This window comes from Salinivibrio sp. MA607, from assembly GCF_001996245.1.
Lineage (GTDB): Bacteria > Pseudomonadota > Gammaproteobacteria > Enterobacterales > Vibrionaceae > Salinivibrio > Salinivibrio costicola.
Map to the genome: position 1 here is coordinate 110,558 of NZ_MUFJ01000002.1, position 18,304 is coordinate 128,861.

The 18,304-nt window shown below is 50.1% G+C and carries 16 protein-coding genes; 7 read left to right on the top strand and 9 right to left on the bottom strand.

Annotated elements, in window-relative coordinates:
* Positions 1-78: 78 nt before the first annotated feature.
* Positions 79-537, bottom strand: coding sequence for a DUF721 domain-containing protein (locus tag BZG81_RS01715; RefSeq protein WP_021022613.1), 459 nt, complete (start codon positions 535-537; stop codon positions 79-81).
* 482 nt (positions 538-1,019) lie between these two features.
* Here BZG81_RS01715 and secA point away from each other — a divergent pair, with 482 nt between their 5' ends.
* On the top strand, positions 1,020-3,752 hold the full coding sequence (gene secA, locus BZG81_RS01720) for a preprotein translocase subunit SecA (RefSeq protein ID WP_077676604.1): 2,733 nt from the start codon (positions 1,020-1,022) through the stop codon (positions 3,750-3,752).
* A gap of 64 nt (positions 3,753-3,816) precedes the next feature.
* Positions 3,817-4,212 (top strand): 8-oxo-dGTP diphosphatase MutT, encoded by a 396-nt coding sequence (mutT, locus tag BZG81_RS01725; RefSeq protein ID WP_077676605.1) that lies wholly within the window; start codon positions 3,817-3,819, stop codon positions 4,210-4,212.
* A 150-nt stretch (positions 4,213-4,362) separates the two neighbouring features.
* Here mutT and yacG read toward each other — a convergent pair whose 3' ends face one another.
* The 8 genes from yacG to nadC all read right to left on the bottom strand — a co-directional run bounded on the left by yacG (position 4,363) and on the right by nadC (position 11,469).
* Positions 4,363-4,563: a DNA gyrase inhibitor YacG gene (gene yacG, locus BZG81_RS01730; protein WP_021022610.1), complete on the bottom strand. Its 201-nt coding sequence runs from the start codon at positions 4,561-4,563 to the stop codon at positions 4,363-4,365.
* 10 nt (positions 4,564-4,573) lie between these two features.
* Positions 4,574-5,314, bottom strand: coding sequence for a cell division protein ZapD (gene zapD / locus BZG81_RS01735; RefSeq protein ID WP_021022609.1), 741 nt, complete (start codon positions 5,312-5,314; stop codon positions 4,574-4,576).
* A 23-nt stretch (positions 5,315-5,337) separates the two neighbouring features.
* The gene (gene coaE / locus BZG81_RS01740) at positions 5,338-5,952 is read right to left on the bottom strand and encodes a dephospho-CoA kinase (RefSeq protein WP_021022608.1); all 615 of its coding nucleotides are present in this window, start codon (positions 5,950-5,952) and stop codon (positions 5,338-5,340) included.
* Positions 5,952-6,821 carry a prepilin peptidase gene (locus tag BZG81_RS01745; protein ID WP_021022607.1) on the bottom strand — a complete coding sequence of 290 codons (870 nt, stop codon included), beginning with the start codon at positions 6,819-6,821 and terminating at the stop codon, positions 5,952-5,954. The genes coaE and BZG81_RS01745 overlap by 1 nt, the downstream gene beginning before the upstream one ends.
* Before the next feature lie 72 nt (positions 6,822-6,893).
* A complete protein-coding gene (locus tag BZG81_RS01750; RefSeq protein WP_025744298.1) occupies positions 6,894-8,117 on the bottom strand; it encodes a type II secretion system F family protein in 1,224 nt (407 codons plus the stop codon).
* Positions 8,118-8,120: 3 nt separating this feature from the next.
* Complete coding sequence (locus BZG81_RS01755; protein WP_077676606.1) at positions 8,121-9,803, bottom strand: GspE/PulE family protein; 1,683 nt, start codon at positions 9,801-9,803, stop codon at positions 8,121-8,123.
* A gap of 46 nt (positions 9,804-9,849) precedes the next feature.
* Complete coding sequence (locus BZG81_RS01760; RefSeq protein ID WP_077669168.1) at positions 9,850-10,302, bottom strand: prepilin-type N-terminal cleavage/methylation domain-containing protein; 453 nt, start codon at positions 10,300-10,302, stop codon at positions 9,850-9,852.
* A gap of 264 nt (positions 10,303-10,566) precedes the next feature.
* Entirely contained in the window at positions 10,567-11,469 is a 903-nt protein-coding gene (gene nadC, locus BZG81_RS01765; protein WP_077676607.1) for a carboxylating nicotinate-nucleotide diphosphorylase, read from the bottom strand.
* A 186-nt stretch (positions 11,470-11,655) separates the two neighbouring features.
* On the opposite strand from nadC, the gene BZG81_RS01770 reads away from it, so the two are divergent.
* The 5 genes from BZG81_RS01770 to aceE all read left to right on the top strand — a co-directional run bounded on the left by BZG81_RS01770 (position 11,656) and on the right by aceE (position 18,297).
* A complete protein-coding gene (locus tag BZG81_RS01770) occupies positions 11,656-12,651 on the top strand; it encodes an ABC transporter substrate-binding protein (RefSeq protein ID WP_021022601.1) in 996 nt (331 codons plus the stop codon).
* Positions 12,648-13,952, top strand: coding sequence for a diguanylate cyclase domain-containing protein (locus BZG81_RS01775; protein ID WP_077676608.1), 1,305 nt, complete (start codon positions 12,648-12,650; stop codon positions 13,950-13,952). Before BZG81_RS01770 ends, BZG81_RS01775 begins: the two co-directional genes overlap by 4 nt.
* A gap of 26 nt (positions 13,953-13,978) precedes the next feature.
* Complete coding sequence (gene ampD / locus BZG81_RS01780; protein WP_077676609.1) at positions 13,979-14,536, top strand: 1,6-anhydro-N-acetylmuramyl-L-alanine amidase AmpD; 558 nt, start codon at positions 13,979-13,981, stop codon at positions 14,534-14,536.
* Positions 14,537-14,764: 228 nt separating this feature from the next.
* A complete protein-coding gene (gene pdhR, locus BZG81_RS01785) occupies positions 14,765-15,538 on the top strand; it encodes a pyruvate dehydrogenase complex transcriptional repressor PdhR (RefSeq protein WP_021022598.1) in 774 nt (257 codons plus the stop codon).
* 92 nt (positions 15,539-15,630) lie between these two features.
* Complete coding sequence (aceE, locus tag BZG81_RS01790) at positions 15,631-18,297, top strand: pyruvate dehydrogenase (acetyl-transferring), homodimeric type (protein ID WP_077676610.1); 2,667 nt, start codon at positions 15,631-15,633, stop codon at positions 18,295-18,297.
* Positions 18,298-18,304: the final 7 nt, after the last annotated feature.

Here is an 18,304-nt window from a genome sequence, read left to right on the forward strand (position 1 = left end):
CCGCTGACAGAAAGCGGTATGAAGCCTAACCGCTAGGCATCGTAACCAAATACGAGATTAAGATAAAAAAGCCGGAGTTTACTCTGGCTTTTTTTGATCATGGGCCAGGTTAGCTAATGCTTCAAATCGTGCTTTTAATGTTGGGGAAGCGCCTTCCCCTAACGCGCGAAGCAACTCGCCAGAGGCTTGGCTAAGATGACGAGAAGGGGCCTTCTCGTGGTCTGTTCTGTCCGCGGCGGCTAATGCTGGATTAATATTCACCTCAATGGTCGTCAAGCTCGCGAGGCCTTTGGTGCGTAACACCGAGAGCAGGTGCTGACGCTCATAGTTAAGCCGCATGGCCCAAGCGGCGCTACCTACTTCAATCACTAAGACCCCATCACGATAATTGGCAACGCGACATGCCTTTGAGGTTTCACCGGGCAACAATGCTAAGATCAGCTTGTTTAGCTTGGCAAGCTCGACCGCCCGTTGGGCAATGTTGTTGGAGTCGCTCTCTAGCAGGTGTAGCGTTGAGCGAGGACGATGGTCTCTCATAGCACAATAACTGCCTTTTTTGTCATCAATTCGGTGTGGGAACGGGCGCACAGCGTCTAATTTTCGCTAATTGATCCCTTGAGTCCTAGATTTGTCATAGGATGTGAGACTATTTTACCTTATCATACATGCGTGACCCCAGCATGTAAGCTAACCCATTTGATCAATTAGGGATTGCTGGGGGAGTACAATATACAGTGCGCGAATCATTCACAGGTAAGTGTCGCATGGGTACGGCGATAAGGGAGAACCTTTTCCCCTTCCGTCTATCACATTATCAGTTACGTGGAAATTGTTGTGAAGCGGCGTGATCGCCCTTGAATTCTGTCCGATTTGGCTCCACTTAAAAGAGATAAGCCTTGTTATCTCATGTTGAATCGATGAGCTTAAGCCAACCCGCGTTGAACTGAAACACGCCAACAGAGTGGCAGTGTAGCGGCCGCCCATGTGGGAAGACCATTAAAAAGAGTACCGGCAACGCCATGTTATCGAAAGTCCTGACTAAAGTTATCGGAAGCCGAAATGACCGCACCTTGCGTCGGCTGCGAAAAGTTGTTGATGAAATCAACAAACTCGAACCCCAATTTGAAGCGTTGAACGACGATGCGCTAAAAGCTAAAACCGTTGAGTTCCGCGAGCGCCTAGATCAAGGCGCTGAACTGGATGAGCTTATTCCAGAAGCCTTTGCAACAGTACGAGAAGCCTCGAAGCGTGTCTTCGGTCTGCGCCATTTTGATGTGCAGATGATTGGTGGCATTGTGCTGCATAACGGCAAAATTGCCGAGATGCGTACCGGTGAGGGTAAAACGCTCACGGCGACCCTGCCTTCCTACCTGAACGCGTTAACCGGCAAGTCGGTTCACATTATCACCGTCAATGATTACTTGGCCGAGCGTGATGCTGAAACCAACCGTCCTTTGTTTGAGTTTCTAGGGATGACGGTTGGCATCAATGTACCGAATATGCCGCCGGAAGCGAAAAAAGCCGCCTATGCGTGCGATGTGCTGTACGGCACCAATAACGAATTCGGTTTTGATTATTTGCGTGACAATATGGCGTTTCGCGCCGAAGACCGCGTTCAGCGTGATCGCTACTTCTCTATCGTCGATGAGGTCGATTCCATCTTAATTGATGAAGCGCGAACGCCATTAATTATCTCGGGGCCGGCAGAAGATAGCTCCGAAATGTATCAGCGCATTAATGCCTTGATTCCGAGCTTAAAGCAGCAAGCAGAAGAAGACACCGAAGATTATCAAGGTGATGGCCATTTCACGGTCGATGAAAAGGCGAAGCAGGTTTACATGACCGAAAACGGTCAAGAGTTTGTTGAAGACTTGCTGAAGAAAAACGGCTTGATGGGAGAGGATGATACCCTTTATTCGCCCGCCAACATCAGCCTTATCCATCACATTAATGCCGCCCTGCGCGCGCATGTTTTGTTTGAGCGTGATGTTGACTACATCATTAAAGACGACGAGATCATTATTGTTGATGAGCACACTGGCCGTACTATGCCAGGTCGTCGCTGGTCTGAAGGCTTACACCAAGCCGTAGAAGCCAAGGAAGGGGTGAAAATCCAAAACGAGAACCAAACGCTGGCCTCGATTACCTTCCAAAACTTCTTCCGTTTGTATGACAAACTCTCAGGCATGACCGGGACCGCTGATACCGAAGCGTTCGAGTTCCAGTCGATTTATGGACTCGATACCGTTGTGATCCCCACCAACCGTCCGATGGTGCGAAAAGACCATGCGGATCAGGTTTATATGACCGAGAAAGAAAAGTTTGTCGCGATTGCTGAAGACATCAAAGCACGTGCAAAAGCCGGTCAGCCTGTATTGGTGGGCACGGTATCGATTGAAAAGTCTGAGCTGTTGTCTGATGCGCTTAACAAAGATGGCATTAAGCACCAGGTACTGAATGCGAAGTTCCACGCGCACGAAGCGGATATTGTGGAGCAAGCCGGTTATCCAGGCGCAGTCACCATTGCGACCAACATGGCGGGCCGTGGTACGGATATTGTTCTGGGCGGAAGCTGGAAACAGGTTCTCGGTGATGTCGAAAACCCCACCGATGCCCAAGTGGAAGCGGCGAAAGAAAAATGGCAACAGCTGCACGACCAAGTGGTCGAAGCCGGCGGCTTACACATCATTGGTACCGAACGTCACGAATCGCGTCGTATTGATAACCAATTACGTGGTCGTGCTGGACGTCAAGGTGATCCGGGCTCAACCCGTTTTTATCTATCCATGGACGACTCACTGATGCGCATTTTTGCATCAGAGAAGGTGTCCAATATGATGAAGCGCCTCGGGATGGCTGAAGGGGAAGCGATTGAACACCCCTGGGTTAACAAAGCCATTGAGAATGCGCAGCGCAAAGTTGAAGGCCGTAACTTTGATATTCGTAAGCAGCTGCTTGAGTTCGATGACGTCGCCAACGATCAGCGTAAAGTGGTTTATGAATTGCGTGATGCATTGCTCGTCTCAAATGACATCAGTGAGATGATTGAGCACAACCGCGAAGACGTGGTTAATACCATTGTTAACCAATATATCCCGCCACAGTCGTTAGAAGAAATGTGGGATATTGCTGGGCTTGAGAAGCGCTTGAAAGCCGATTTTGATATCGAGCTGCCGATTCAACAATGGTTGGATGAAGATGACAAGCTCTACGAAGAGTTGCTGCGTGAACGTATTCTGACTGCCTTAATTGAGGTGTACAAAGGTAAAGAAGAAGCCGTTGGCGCGGAAACGCTGCGTAACTTTGAAAAGGCGGTCATGCTACAAACGCTCGACACCCTTTGGAAAGAGCACTTGGCGGCGATGGATCATCTGCGTCAAGGCATTCATTTGCGTGGCTATGCCCAGAAAAACCCGAAACAAGAGTATAAGCGCGAGTCGTTTGAGCTGTTTGAAGGCATGTTAGATGCATTAAAAACCGATGTCGTGACTGCTTTGAGTCGTGTTCGGGTTCAACAGCCTGACGACGTTGAGCGCATGGAAGCTGAACGTCAAGCACGTGCTGAGAAAGCGGCGCGTCAGCAACAGGTTAATCATGCACAGGCTGAAAACCAGTTTGATGATGGTGAAAGCGCTGAACGTGACGACAGCGGCAACGAAACCGTGGTACGTGATGGGCGAAAAGTTGGCCGAAACGAGCCTTGTCCTTGCGGATCAGGGAAGAAATTTAAACAGTGTCACGGTAGAATCTAGCCCCTGACCCTGTGTTAGCAAAAAGGCCGTTTTCGCGGCCTTTTTTTTATTATTAGGAGAGTGCATGAAACGGGTAAGTATTGCCGCGGGCATTATTGTCAATTCGGCACAAGATCAGGTGTTTATTACACGTCGTCACGATCAGGCCCACCAAGGAGGAAAGTGGGAGTTTCCGGGCGGGAAAATTGAAGGCAGTGAAACGCCTAAACGCGCTCTGCTCCGTGAACTCAAAGAAGAAGTGGGTATTGATGCCACCGAGGTCAGTCCGTTTATTTCGTTAGACTTTGATTTTCCAGACAAAGCCTTGAGCTTAGATTTTTTCTTAGTGTGTCGTTTTGATGGTGAGCCGGCTGGTTGTGAAGGCCAAGAGGGGGGTTGGGCGCCTATCGCTGAGCTGGATAACTATACGTTTCCAGACGCGAATGACGCCGTACTTGAGAAAATTCACGCCCGATTTTGACTCGGTTGCACTAGCACTAGCACTAGCACTAGCACTAGCACTAACACCAAGACTAACACGCGAGCGGGGCGAAGGACGCTCGATATTGTGTTAATACAGTTTGCTACGCGAAGTGAGCGCAGCCTGCTCAGTGAAGTGAATGCAGCCTGCTCAGTCGGGCTGCTCTTCTGACCACAAGTCATCATCCGAGATATCAGGTGCACCGGGGATGGCTTTTTCTTCACTGGCCCACTCGCCTAAATCGATCAGTTGACAGCGTTTACTACAAAATGGACGGTGTGGACTCACCTCTCCCCAAACCACAGGCTGTTGACAGGTCGGGCATTTCACCACAGTGGGGGTATTACTCACGTACTTCTCCTTAACAGACACTGATATGAACAGGCATATTGTCGGCGACCTCATGATCATCGTCAAATGGCATAAACCGGATGGCGAAGCGGTTTTTATGGCCTGATACCAAAGGATACACGCCCAGATCCGGTGCCAGTTTTAGCCGAATTAAACAAGCGCCATCGGCTTCTTGTTGATAAAACCCTTGTTTTACTGTTGCGGTGCCACCGTGTGCGCTTTCGCGTGTTAGTTGCAGCCAAAAAGCGAGTGCATCACGCAGCGGCGATAGGGTAGCCATCCAAGTTTGAATCGCATTTTGCCGGGCCGCGAGCGGCTGATGCAACCAATAATGGAAAACGGGTAAATCAAAACTGCAACTGCCTCCGGGAATCGAGAAGCGTTGCTTGATGCTGGTTAAGAAGCGATCTTCCCGCAGTGGCTGACCAAAGCGTTTGGCCTGGAGCACCGAACGTTGGTGCGCGGCCACCTGATCGAGTAGCTGATTCAGCTGGGTTTGATCCACTTGCGGTACGTTTGCCCATGCGTTGAGCTTTTTCTTCAGTTTATCCAAATCCTTGGCTAAGTCTGCTTTTACTTGCACCTGCTCTAAAATTTCCAATAAATCGAATAAACTGCGGAAAAATTGAATATGGTGGCAGGGTGCTGAAAGGCCGCTCACTTCGTCCAGTTGGTCGAGCAGGTACTCCAGGCGCAAATAAATACGCACCTGTTCATTGAGTGGGTGTTCATACACAGTGAGGCTGGTCATAAGCGTTGAGCTATCCTGTCCGGCTATACACCGGCGTTTGCCTGGGTTGCCAAGGTTAAATACGTGTGGTGTAAGGCATCAACTTGTCGATCAAGTTCCGCCTCCGTGTGGGTATTGTCGATCACGTCATCAGCCACGTCGAGGCGTTGTTGACGACTGGCTTGCGCGGCCAAGATTGCCTGAACTTGTTGTTGGCTGACCTGATCGCGCGCCAAGGTTCGGGTTATCTGGGTGGCCGGGTCAACATCCACCACAAGGATGCGATCGGCTAATGTCATCAGGTTATTTTCTACTAATAAGGGCACGACAAGCAAACAATACTGAGATTGCGCCTCGGCGCAAGCTTGAATCATGCGGGTACGAATCAACGGGTGGAGTAAATCGTCAAGCCATTGCTTGTCGTCTGGTTGGCTAAATACACGCTCACGAAGCCACGCCCGCGCCAGGCTACCATCATGATTTAATGCCGACGCACCAAAGCGCGCCACAATCGCATCCAGCCCTTGGCTGCCAGGTTTTACTACCTCACGTGCAATCACGTCAGCATCGACAATATCGATCCCTTTTGCGGCAAACCGGTCCGCTACTGTGGTTTTACCGCTACCAATCCCGCCGGTTAATCCGACTACCCATGCCATTAGATGACTCCTAAAATGTGTGACAGATACCAGTGTAACAGGCTATCGCCCCAAAGCAGATTTAGCCAGCCAGCCGTGGCAATGAAAGGGCCAAAGGCAAACGCATGTTGCATACCTTGCCGCTGAGAACGAAGCCATAGCGCGCCGACAACGGCCCCGCTCATGGAGGCCATTAAAATTAACAGGGGTAACGCTTGCCAGCCCACCCAAGCGCCCAAGGCAGCAAAAAGCTTAAAATCACCGTAGCCCATGCCTTCTTTGCCAGTGATCAGTTTGAATGTCCAAAATAAGCTCCAAAGGCTGAGGTAGCCAATCATGGCGCCTGTTACGCTGTCTGCCAATGATACTGGGCTGACGCCGATGAGTGCGAGTGCGATCCCGGCCCAAAGAAGCGGCAACGTGATTTGATCGGGGAGCAGCATGGTGTCCCAGTCGATCATCGTCAGCGCAAGTAATGTCAGGCTTGCGCCCATCACTGCGATGGCCCACCCAGGTGAGGTGATCAGCCAAGCGGGCAGTATGCAGACGAGGGCGCCCATCAGCTCAATTAACGGATACCGCTTACTGATCCGGGTTTGACAATGCCGGCAGTGGCCTTTTAACGCGAGCCAGCTAATCAGCGGGATATTGTCGTACCAAGCAATCGCTGTGTGGCAATGTGGGCAATGCGAAGCGGGTAAGCTTAAATCAAAGCGCGTGTCGTCTGGCGCATCGATATTGGCGTCAGGAAAGCTAAGCCGGCATTCTTGGCGCCACTGGCGTTCCATCATTGTCGGTAAACGGGCGATCACCACGTTTAAAAAGCTGCCAAAAACCAGACCCAGCAGGCCGGCTATCACGATAAAAAACGGGGAGGAGAACACCAACATGACACCTGCTTATTACTTGTTGCTTGTTGTGCGCGAATCATAGCGCGTTACGTATCGAGACTCTATCTTGGCTTAGCCGAGAACGGACATCAGATTAAAAATAGGAAGGTACATGGCAACCACCAAGCCACCAATGAGTAATCCGAGTACTAAAATCAGCAGTGGCTCAATGATCTTACCCAGATTATCGACGGTGTTATCAACCTCTTCCTCGTAAATCACTGCCACCCGATTAAGCATGGTGTCTAATGCGCCAGACTCTTCACCAATCATGATCATTTGCGTCATCATATTGGGAAAACGGCCACTTTCACGTAACGCTTGATAGAGCGGGATCCCGGTAGCTGTGTGTGCAGACACTCGAATGAGTCCGTGTGCATAATAGTCGTTGGTGAGAATATTGGTTGCCGATTTAAGTCCGGAGATCAGTGGGATCCCAGCGCTAAAGGTTGTGGCCAGTGTGCGGGAAAACTTCGCGATACAGGCTTTGCTCAGCACCTCACCGATGATAGGCAGTTTAAGTAGCCAGCGGTGATAGTGGTACCGATAGCGCGGGCGATGCCGTTGTAGCCATTTATGCGATAACATCAGGACAATCAAGATAGCGGCAATGGTTGGCGCATGGGTGGTCATCCAATCAGACAATGCCAGCACTTGCCGTGTGAGCCATGGTAGGGGCGCCCCAAAAGAGTCAAAAATCTGCTTAAATTTTGGGATCACGAACAAAAGTAAGTAAGTGCTAACACCGAGCGCAACACTGACGACGATGGTGGGATAAATCATGGCTTTCATCACCTTACTGCGCAGCAAGGCTTGTTTTTCCCGATATAGTGCAAGGCGAGCAAATACCAAAGGAAGTTGACCGGTTTGTTCGCCGGTGGCGACCAGATCACAGTAAAAGCGATCAAATAGGGGGCTGGCTTGCGCCAAGGCCGTGCTTAAGCTGGTGCCAGCTTCTAGTTGTTGACGAAGGTAGCGAACCACTAAGCGCATTTCTGCTTTGACTTGATTCTCTTCTATCAGGTTGAGTGCCTGAACAATCGGGATGCCAGACTCTAACAAGGTAGTGAGTTCGCGTGAAAACTGGGTAATATCGGCCGCTTTGGCTTTGTGCTGGCGTTGTTGCCAGCTAGAAAGGCGTCGACGTATTAAGCGTGTTGGCAAGATAGCTTGGCCGGCGAGTTGCTGGCGGGCATCGTGCTCAGAATACGCAAATACTTGGCCTTTCTGGTGTCGCCCAAACGGCACGGCTTGACGCCAATGAAAGACGAATAACGTTTGCTTGGCCATGATCATTCCTTATGCCAGTTGGATCACGCGACTGAGTTCTTGCACACTGGTGATCCCTTGATTGAGTTTGGCAATGCCGGACTCTGCCAGCCGCCACATGCCTTGTTGGCAAGCGAGTTGGGTGAGCTCGCTAGCACTGGCATGGCGATAAATCGCGTCAGTAATGGTGTCGTCGATAGGCAGCACCTCATAAATGCCAGTTCGACCTTGATAACCTTGGTCACAGCGGTAACAGCCGCGAGGATTGGCTTGATAGATTTGAGTGGGGTCGCAGCGCGGATAAAGGCGCATCAGCTGGGTCAAGCTTGGGTCATCACGCGGGTGAGGCTGCTTACAGACGGGACAGAGCCGGCGCACCAGCCTTTGCGCCACTACCAAGGTCAATGAGCTGGCGAGGTTGTATGGCGCGATCCCCATATGTGCTAAACGCGTGATGCTCTCTGCGGCTGAGTTGGTATGTAAGGTAGAGAGCACCAAATGGCCAGTTTGTGCGGCTTTAATACTGATCTCTGCGGTGTCGGTATCGCGTACTTCTCCCACCATGACTACGTCGGGATCTTGGCGTAAAAAGGCACGGAGTGCGGTCGCAAAATCGAGTCCGATCCGCGTATTAACATTAACTTGGTTGATCCCATTAAGCTGGATCTCGACCGGATCTTCAACGGTGGCAATATTGCGCTGCGGCTGATTGAGATAGTGCAAACCGCTGTATAATGAGACAGTTTTACCGCTCCCGGTTGGCCCGGTGAATAAAATCATTCCTTGTGGTTGATCGAGCGCTGCTTGATAGTGCTGGCGCTGCCACTCGGTTAAGCCTAAATCATGCAGCGTCAGTTGCTGCTGACCATTATTCAATAAGCGAACCACCACTTTTTCACCCCAGACCGTTGGTAAGGTCGATACCCGCATATCGACCGTATGCTCGGCAGTAAGGGTCAATTTGATTCGCCCATCTTGCGGTAAGCGTCGTTCGGCAATATTGAGTTGAGCTAGGATCTTGAGTCGCGTGGATAACCGCCGCGAGACGCCCGCGGGCGGATGGGCATAGGTTTGCAGTAAACCGTCTTGGCGAAACCGTATTTGGAAGTGATCCTCAAACGGTTCAAAATGCACGTCGGACGCTTTTTTTCGTACCGCATCAACTAATATTTGCTGGATATAGCGGCTAATGGGTGCCTGATCGCTTTGCAGTTCCGCGCTATCTTCTTGCGGACTATCGGTGACGGTCAGGGCCGCTAAATCCTGATCACTGATGGTGATGCCATCGCCGGTGCCCTCAATATCTGCGCCGTATAAATGGCGCAGCGCTGCGTCTAAATCCGGCTGGCTTAACACCACCAAACRGACATTGAGTCCGGTTGAAAAGCGAAAATCAGCCACCGCCTCTGTGTTATCTGGGTCACTGACGCCAAGCAGTAGCTCTTTGCCTTGCTGGGCAAGCGGCAACACTTGATGGCGCTGAATCAAATCGCGCCGGTCGAGGGCATAGCAGGTAGCTTTAAACGGATACTGATGGCTTTCCGAAAAAGGCAGGTGATGCTGACTCGCGAGGGTGTGGGCGAGCGCGGTGGGGTCAACCCCGGCATTGAGTAAACGGGAGACGCTAAGCGTTGTGCCATCGCCAATGCCCAACGCATGGCGCTGGGCATCGGTCAATAAGCCGGCTTGATACAACTGAGCAGTTGGGATCATTGTTGGTGCGAGTAAAAATTATGCTAGATATATTTAATACAGCGGGTTAGGCGTTTCCGCCGCTGCCTTCTTCTTTTTCGCAACCATTGACATCGAGTTTAGCGGGGTGCGTGCAAGACCATCCACCGAACTCATTACGTTTTAGAACAACTTTATCGCTGCCATCGTCACCCGGGAGCCCCTCAACGCTGATGGATAGTTTGCCCTCGACTTCACTATCTCTTTCGAGTTTGACATTGTCGGGGATGCCTAGGGCCTCTTCGATCGTTTTTGATTCGCCATTTATCTCGATCGTGTCTGAGTTCTCAGGGAACTTGCCTTCTTCCATTATCGACGCTTCGATGACCGAGCGCATATTGGTTAATGTGGCAATTGCGGCAGTAACTTTGGCTTTATCTTGATACTTTTGGTATTGCGGAATGGCGATGGCAGTCAGGGCGCCAATAATGCCAATGACCACGAGTAACTCAATCAAACTAAACCCTTGTTGCTTTTGCATCTTATGTCTCTCCTCTCAATGATGGTCGGCCGCCAACGCGGTGGCCGCGAGTGCAGCGACTTTACGCTTGTGAGCGTGGCACAAAAAAGAGGGGCAACATGAGTTTGAGAGTGAAGGGTAAAAGCTGGATGTAAGATTTTGTTTTTTCTGTTGTAGTGTTCGACTCACCACAAATTTTTTGTCACGAAAGCGCGATAAAAAGGCCGCCCATCGTGGGCGGCCTGGTCGACTCTGGGTGAGCGTACGTGTTATTGAAAGTACGTGTTATTGAAAACGCATGGATAAATCGAGCGCGGTCACGTGCTTGGTAAGCGCGCCCACGGAAATATAATCTACGCCTGTGGACGCGTATTCAGACAGAGTATCCAAGGTGACATTGCCCGAGACTTCAAGCGCCACACGGCCTTGGTTGAGTGCAACCGCTTCGCGCATCATCGGCACGCTAAAATTATCTAACATCACAATGTCGGCGCCGGCCTCAATGGCTTGTTTTAGCTCATCCAGATTTTCTGTCTCTACTTCCACCGGTTTATCTGGATTCAGACGACGAGCCTCTTGCACCGCATTGGCAATCCCGCCGCAGGCAAGAATGTGGTTTTCTTTAATGAGATACGCATCGAACACACCAATACGGTGATTGTGTCCGCCACCACAAGCGACTGCATATTTGAGTGCACTACGCTGGCCTGGCACGGTTTTGCGGGTATCCAATAGCTTGGTCTCCGTCCCTTGTAACTGTGCCACATAAGTTGCCGTTTTACTGGCGCAGCCTGACAAGGTCTGGATAAAGTTCATCGCATTGCGCTCACCCGTTAATAACACGCGTGACGGTCCTTTTAAGGTGCACAAGGTTTGATTGGCAGTGATCGCGTCGCCATCGGTCACATGCCAGGTTAAGGAGACCTCGCCACCCAGTTGTTTGAATACTTCGTTAGCATAATCTTGGCCACAAAATACGCCATCTTCACGCGTAATCAGTACCGCGGTCGACACCGAATCGGCCGGAATCAGGCTGGCGGTAATATCTTTACGCGCGTCAAGATCGCCCCCTAAATCTTCACGCAATGCGTCGCTGACGGCACGGGGCACATCCGTTTTTAGATGAGAGGTGAGATAGGCAAGACGGCTTTTGCTGTCATGAACAGCATGAAAAGGAGTCGATGTCATTATGGCTTACCGCGGTGATGAAAAAACGTGGCGAAATGATAACGCTGGTTGGGGGGAAATGCAGCTTTTCTCTCCGGTTTCCGCGTCGGCGTCCATTTTATTATCGACACCCTGACTAGAAAATTACCCATGCATTGCCTGCTCATTTGTCTACACTTTGATCAGTTCTAGTAAAGAGGTAGCGTCATGAAACGCGGATTGGCACTGATGACGATGATATTCGCTGCACTGGCAGGTTTTAGTGTCTGGCAGCACCTACGTTTACCCGCGTCTACCTCATTGTCACCATTGACGATTGCGGTTTCATTAACGCCGTTGTCAGCGCCTATTATCGTTGCCAAAGAACAAGGTTTATTTAAAAAACATGGCATAGACATGACGCTAAAACCGGTTCATGGCGGAGTGAAAAGTTTTCAAGCACTGGTTGCGGGAGAGGCGGACTTAGCCACGACGTCAGAAACAGTGGCGATGTTTAATAGCTTTGAAAGAGAGGATTTTAACATTCTGACTAGCTTTGTTGAGTCAGACAATGATGTGAAACTGTGGTCTATCCATCGTGCAATTGGTCACTCGCTCCCTGATGCGCTTCGGAGCGCACGTGTTGGAGTGGTCGCGTCAAGCGCGAGTGAGTACTTCTTCGACTCATTGCTCCAGCTGTATGATATGCCAACTGAGACAATAGAGAAGGTTTATTACTCGCCTGAGGCGTTGCCGTCGGCACTGCTCGACAATGAAGTTGATGCGATTGCTATTTGGGAACCTTACGGCTATCAACTAGTAAAACGAGCCCATGAGTCAGTACAAGCACTCGATAGTAAAGGCTTACATAGCTTATCTTTTTTATTGGTAAGTGATCGTTTAGTTGCGAAAAAGCAGCACCAAGATATGCGTCGCGTCATTCGAGCCTTGGATGAAGCGGTAGATGTTATTCATCAACGGCCTGAGCAAGCGAAAGCCCAGGTCGCTGCGTATCTTTCAATGTCCGACGACAAGCTCGGCTGGCTTTGGCAGGACTATTTATTTCGCCTGTCGTTAAACGACTCTTTACTGTTGCGTTTAAAAAACCAAGCTCGGTGGGCGCAACGCGCGGGATTGGTTACGGGACCAACACCATCGTATCGTCATTTACTTAACCCTGGCCCCTTGGTTGAAGCAACTCAAAAAGTGAGCCTATTAGAATGAAAATCGGTCAGAAGTTAAACATCGTTGTTTACGCATGTGCGGCATTGACGCTGGTAACACTATTGATCACGGTAGAGCTTTTTCAGAAACAAAGTCAGACGCAAGTACGCTTAGATAGAATTGTTGCGGTGCATTCTCAAATCGACAGTTTACGCGGTCGTTTGTGGCTATATCGTCAATACCCCAGTGCGCAAACCCGCCAAGATGTATATCAATCAACCAATGCGTTGCGGGCTCAGCTATCCAGTGACCAGCATGCGATTCCTCCCCAGTCAGTGCAGTCTATGACGCAAGCAGCGGACAGTATTGACCGTTTGCTGGATACCACAACAGACCAATTTGGTCGGGAGCAGAGCGTTGATGAAGGGCGGCTGATGCTTTTTTCACGATTTAATATTTTACTACAAGCCATGAGCGAGGCGGCATTTTCTGTGCGTCAGCAAGCGATGCATGATGCATCTAAACAGCAGAAAATGTTGCTTGTTGTCCATGGTGGTATTTTGGTGCTGTTGGCCTTATTAGTAACGATTTTTGCGACCCGTTTACGACGACGTTTAAGACAACGCTTAAAAACATTACACAGCACGGTTACTCAGATTAAAAAAGGTGATTTAACCACTGAATTAATCATGACCGATAAAGATGAACTGACCGAACTGGCGGATCATGTCAATGAAATGAAGCATGCGCTTAGCCATACCATGGTGGATAAAAACCAACTGAGTGAAGAAGTCGCACGGCAAACACAACAGCTTCGCGAGCAACAACACCAGCTTAAATTTTTAGCGGAGCATGATGAATTAACAGGTTTATTTAACCGACGTGCGTTTGAATCGCATGTCGATGTGGCTTTGATGCGGGCCAACCGAGCACAAACGAATGCTGCGTTACTGTTTATCGACTTGAATAACTTTAAACAAGTCAATGATACCTACGGCCACGGGGTCGGGGATGAGTTGCTCAGGGTTGTGAGCCAACGTCTAAAGCACGCCGTCCGTCGTTCTGATTTAGTCGGGCGTTTAGGCGGTGACGAATTTATCGTGTGGTTGGATCTTTTGACAGATAAAGATGCATTGAATGAAGTTATTCGCCGTATTCAAGATGATGTCCATGCACCTATATTAACCGAGAAAGCAGAGTTATCACTGGTGAGTAGTATTGGCGTCAGTTGCTTTCCTACCGACGGATTGGAGTTGCAACAAATGATGAATCAAGCCGATGCGGCCATGTATTACGCGAAAACACATGCTAACGAGCGGCACTGCTTATATTCCAATCTGCCTGCCGAGCGGATACAGTAACGAATTTTGCGACACGAGTAGCTTGCATGTCTTTTTCCCGCATCGACGATCATTGGCTAGCGGGCGCGCGCGCCTGTCCCTCTCCTCATTATAACTCACGCCCGGATAGCGAGGATATTTCCTTGCTGGTGGTTCACAATATCAGCCTGCCCCCCGGCCAGTTCGACGGTCCCTATATTGAGCAATTTTTTCAGGGCAACCTCGACGCTGACGCGCACCCTTATTTTGCCCAGATCAGTGATCTTCGCGTGTCCGCTCACCTACTGATCCGACGAGATGGAAGTGTGATCCAGTTTGTACCATTCAACGAACGCGCATGGCATGCTGGCATCTCGTGTTTTGACGGTCGGCAGCAATGTAACGATTTTTCTATCGGTATTGAGCTTGAGGGCACAGACACACTTCCATACACCGACCAGCAGTATCAATCGTTAGCGGCGATCACGCAGACGCTGATGCAGTACTATCCAGCTATCACCCGTGATCGGATCACAGGACATCAACATATTGCGCCCGGACGGAAGACCGATCCTGGCCATGTGTTTGACTGGGAAAGATTACACCAACTGCTCTATACTGCCTGATAAAGCAGTCATTCTCTTTGGTCTGACCAATTTTAGAGCGCCGTGAAAAAACAACTGTCAGGTGACGAATACAGGGGTTTCCATGATGTCAATCAAAGTTCAGGTGGACAGAATATCCACTGTCTGGTAACTTTAGAGAATAATAAAGTAATTGGTCTTACCAATTTACAATCAGTCAGTTTCTGCAGCTAAGCGCCAAGCTTGGGGGGCAGATGGTCAATAAATACAATGGCATATCAGCGAATTCGTCAACCCAAACTCTCAGATGTTATCGAGAAAGAGCTCGAAGGTTTAATTCTGGAAGGGACCTTGTCTCCAGGCCAGAAGCTACCGCCTGAGCGAGAGTTAGCGGTCCAGTTTGATGTGTCTCGTCCATCAGTCCGTGAGGCGATTCAGCGACTTGAAGTAAAAAAGCTGCTCACTCGCAAACAAGGTGGCGGCACCTTTGTCAGTCAACGACTGTGGCAGCGATTTTCTGAACCCCTGCTAGAGTTATTGGCGGACCATCCGGAAACCCAGCTTGATTTGTTGGAATCACGGCATGCGCTCGAAGGTATTTCTTCTTATTTCGCCGCTTTACGGGGCACGGAAGAGGATTTTTCTCGGATTGAAGATTGCCATGATGCGATTCGACAAGCGCAGAAAGATGGGGACTTAAAGGCAGAAGCTTCCGCCGTCATGCAATATCTCGTTGCCGTAACGGAAGCGGCGCACAATGTGGTACTACTGCATATCATGCGTAGCCTCGCACCGTTACTGGAACAGAATATTTATCAAAACTTTGAGCTACTTTATCGCCGTCAAGAGACGGTGGAAAATGTCAGCCGACACCGAGCTGAGATCGTGGATGCAATCACCGCTGGCGAGCCAGAAAAAGCGAGACAGGCGTCGCATGCACACTTAGCTTACATTGAGGAAACTCTGTTGGATCTTGGCCGAGAAGAAAGCCGTCGAGAACGGTCTCTACGTCGAATTCAACAACGCAAGGACGAGCTGGAGTAATCCCTATTCGCCGCCAAAATAAAGGCGAGGGGCCACTGCAGCTGCGACAACGTTTGTTTTGTACGAGTCAATCAACGAAAGGATAGATCGCCATGTCTGAAGTCATGAAAAATGACGTGGACGCACTTGAGACCCAAGAGTGGTTGCAAGCTCTTGAGTCAGTCGTTCGTGAAGAAGGTGTAGAACGTGCCCAGTTCCTTCTGGAGCAAGTCTTAGGGCAAGCACGTTTAGACGGTGTTGACATGCCAACTGGCGTGACCACCAACTATGTAAATACCATCCCTGCAGATCAAGAACCTGCTTATCCAGGTGATGTGAACTTGGAACGTCGTATCCGTTCTATCATTCGTTGGAACGCAATCATGATCGTGTTGCGCGCGTCCAAGAAAGATTTAGAGCTGGGTGGCCACATGGCTTCATTCCAGTCATCGGCTGCGTTCTATGAAACTTGCTTTAACCACTTCTTCCGTGCGCCAAACGAGAAAGATGGTGGCGATCTGGTTTATTATCAAGGTCATATCTCTCCAGGCATCTACGCGCGTGCGTTTGTGGAAGGTCGTCTCACTGCTGAGCAGCTCGACAACTTCCGCCAAGAAGTTGACGGTAACGGTATTTCCTCTTACCCGCACCCGAAACTGATGCCTGAGTTCTGGCAGTTCCCAACCGTATCTATGGGTCTGGGTCCTATTGCGTCTATCTACCAAGCGCGTTTCCTTAAGTATCTGAACGGTCGTGGCTTGAAAGACACCTCAGAGCAGCGTGTTTACGCGTTCTTAGGCGACGGTGAAATGGATGAGCCAGAATCACGTGGTGCGCTGTCGTTTGCCGCCCGTGAAAAACTGGATAACCTGTGCTTTTTGATCAACTGTAACCTGCAGCGCCTTGATGGTCCTGTAATGGGTAACGGTAAAATCGTTCAAGAGCTCGAAGGCCTATTTAAAGGCGCTGGCTGGAACGTGATCAAAGTGGTTTGGGGCTCTGGCTGGGATAAACTGCTGGCCAAAGACACCTCCGGTAAACTGCTGCAGTTGATGAACGAAACCATCGACGGCGATTACCAAACCTTCAAATCAAAAGACGGCGCCTACGTGCGTGAACACTTCTTCGGTAAATATCCTGAAACTGCAGCCCTGGTTGCCGATATGACCGACGAAGAAATCTTTGCGCTCAAACGTGGTGGTCATGAACCATCAAAACTGTTTGCTGCGTTCAAAGCGGCACAAGAGTGCAACGACCGTCCAACCGTGATCCTGGCGAAAACCGTTAAAGGTTACGGCATGGGTGAAGCGGCTGAAGGTAAAAACATCGCGCACCAAGTGAAGAAAATGGACATGACCCATGTTCACGCTATGCGTGATCGTCTTGGCCTACAAGACTTGCTGTCTGACGATGATGTGCAAAACCTGACTTACCTAAAACTGGAAGAAGGAACTGCGGAACACGAATACCTGCACGCGCGCCGTAAAGCCCTGCACGGTTACACTCCGCAGCGCTTACCTAAGTTCACTGAAGAACTGACGCTGCCAAAACTGGATGATTTCTCTGCTCTGCTGTCTGAGCAGAAGCGTGATATCTCTACCACCATGGCGTTTGTACGCTCATTGAACGTATTGCTGAAAGACAAGAGCATTGGCAAGAACGTAGTGCCAATCATTGCTGACGAAGCCCGTACTTTCGGTATGGAAGGTCTGTTCCGTCAGGTGGGTATCTATAACCCGCAAGGACAAACCTATACCCCAGAAGATCGTGGCGTGGTGTCTTACTACAAAGAAGACCAAGGCGGCCAAGTACTGCAAGAAGGGATCAACGAGCTAGGCGCGATGTCATCGTGGGTAGCGGCGGCGACCTCTTACAGCACCAATGATCTGCCAATGATCCCATTTTACATCTACTACTCCATGTTCGGCTTCCAACGTGTTGGCGACATGGCGTGGATGGCGGGTGACCAACAAGCACGTGGTTTCCTATTGGGTGCCACCGCAGGTCGTACTACCCTGAACGGTGAAGGTCTGCAACACGAAGACGGTCACAGCCATATTCTGGCAAGCACTGTACCTAACTGTGTGTCTTACGACCCAACCTTCGCGTACGAAGTGGCGGTGATCATGCAAGACGGTATCCGTCGTATGTACGGTCCTGACCAAGAAAACATCTACTACTACCTGACGCTGATGAACGAAAACTATCATCAGCCAGCCATGCCTGAGGGCGCGGAAGACGGTATCCGTAAAGGTATCTATAAACTAGAAACCTACACGGGCGACAAAGCGAAAGTTCAGTTAATGGGCTCGGGCACTATCATGACCGAAGTGCGCAAGGCAGCGAAACTGCTCAGCGATGAATTCGGCGTGGCGTCTGACGTTTACAGCGTGACCTCGTTCAACGAGCTGGCACGTGACGGTCAGGATGTGGATCGTTTCAACATGCTGAACCCAGATGCAGAAAGCAAAGTGCCTTATATCCAAACAGTCATGGGATCTGAGCCTGCGATTGCTGCGACTGATTACATGAAAAACTACGCTGACCAAGTTCGTGCGTTTATCCCAGCTGAGTCTTATAAAGTGCTGGGTACAGACGGCTTTGGTCGTTCTGACAGCCGCGAAAACCTACGTCGTCACTTTGAAGTGAACGCAGGCTATGTGGTGGTCGCGGCACTGAACGAGCTGGCTAAGCGTGGTGATGTTGATAAGAAAGTCGTGTCAGAAGCGATTAAGAAATTCGACATCGATACCAACAAAGTAAACCCGCTGTTCGCGTAAGAGGCTG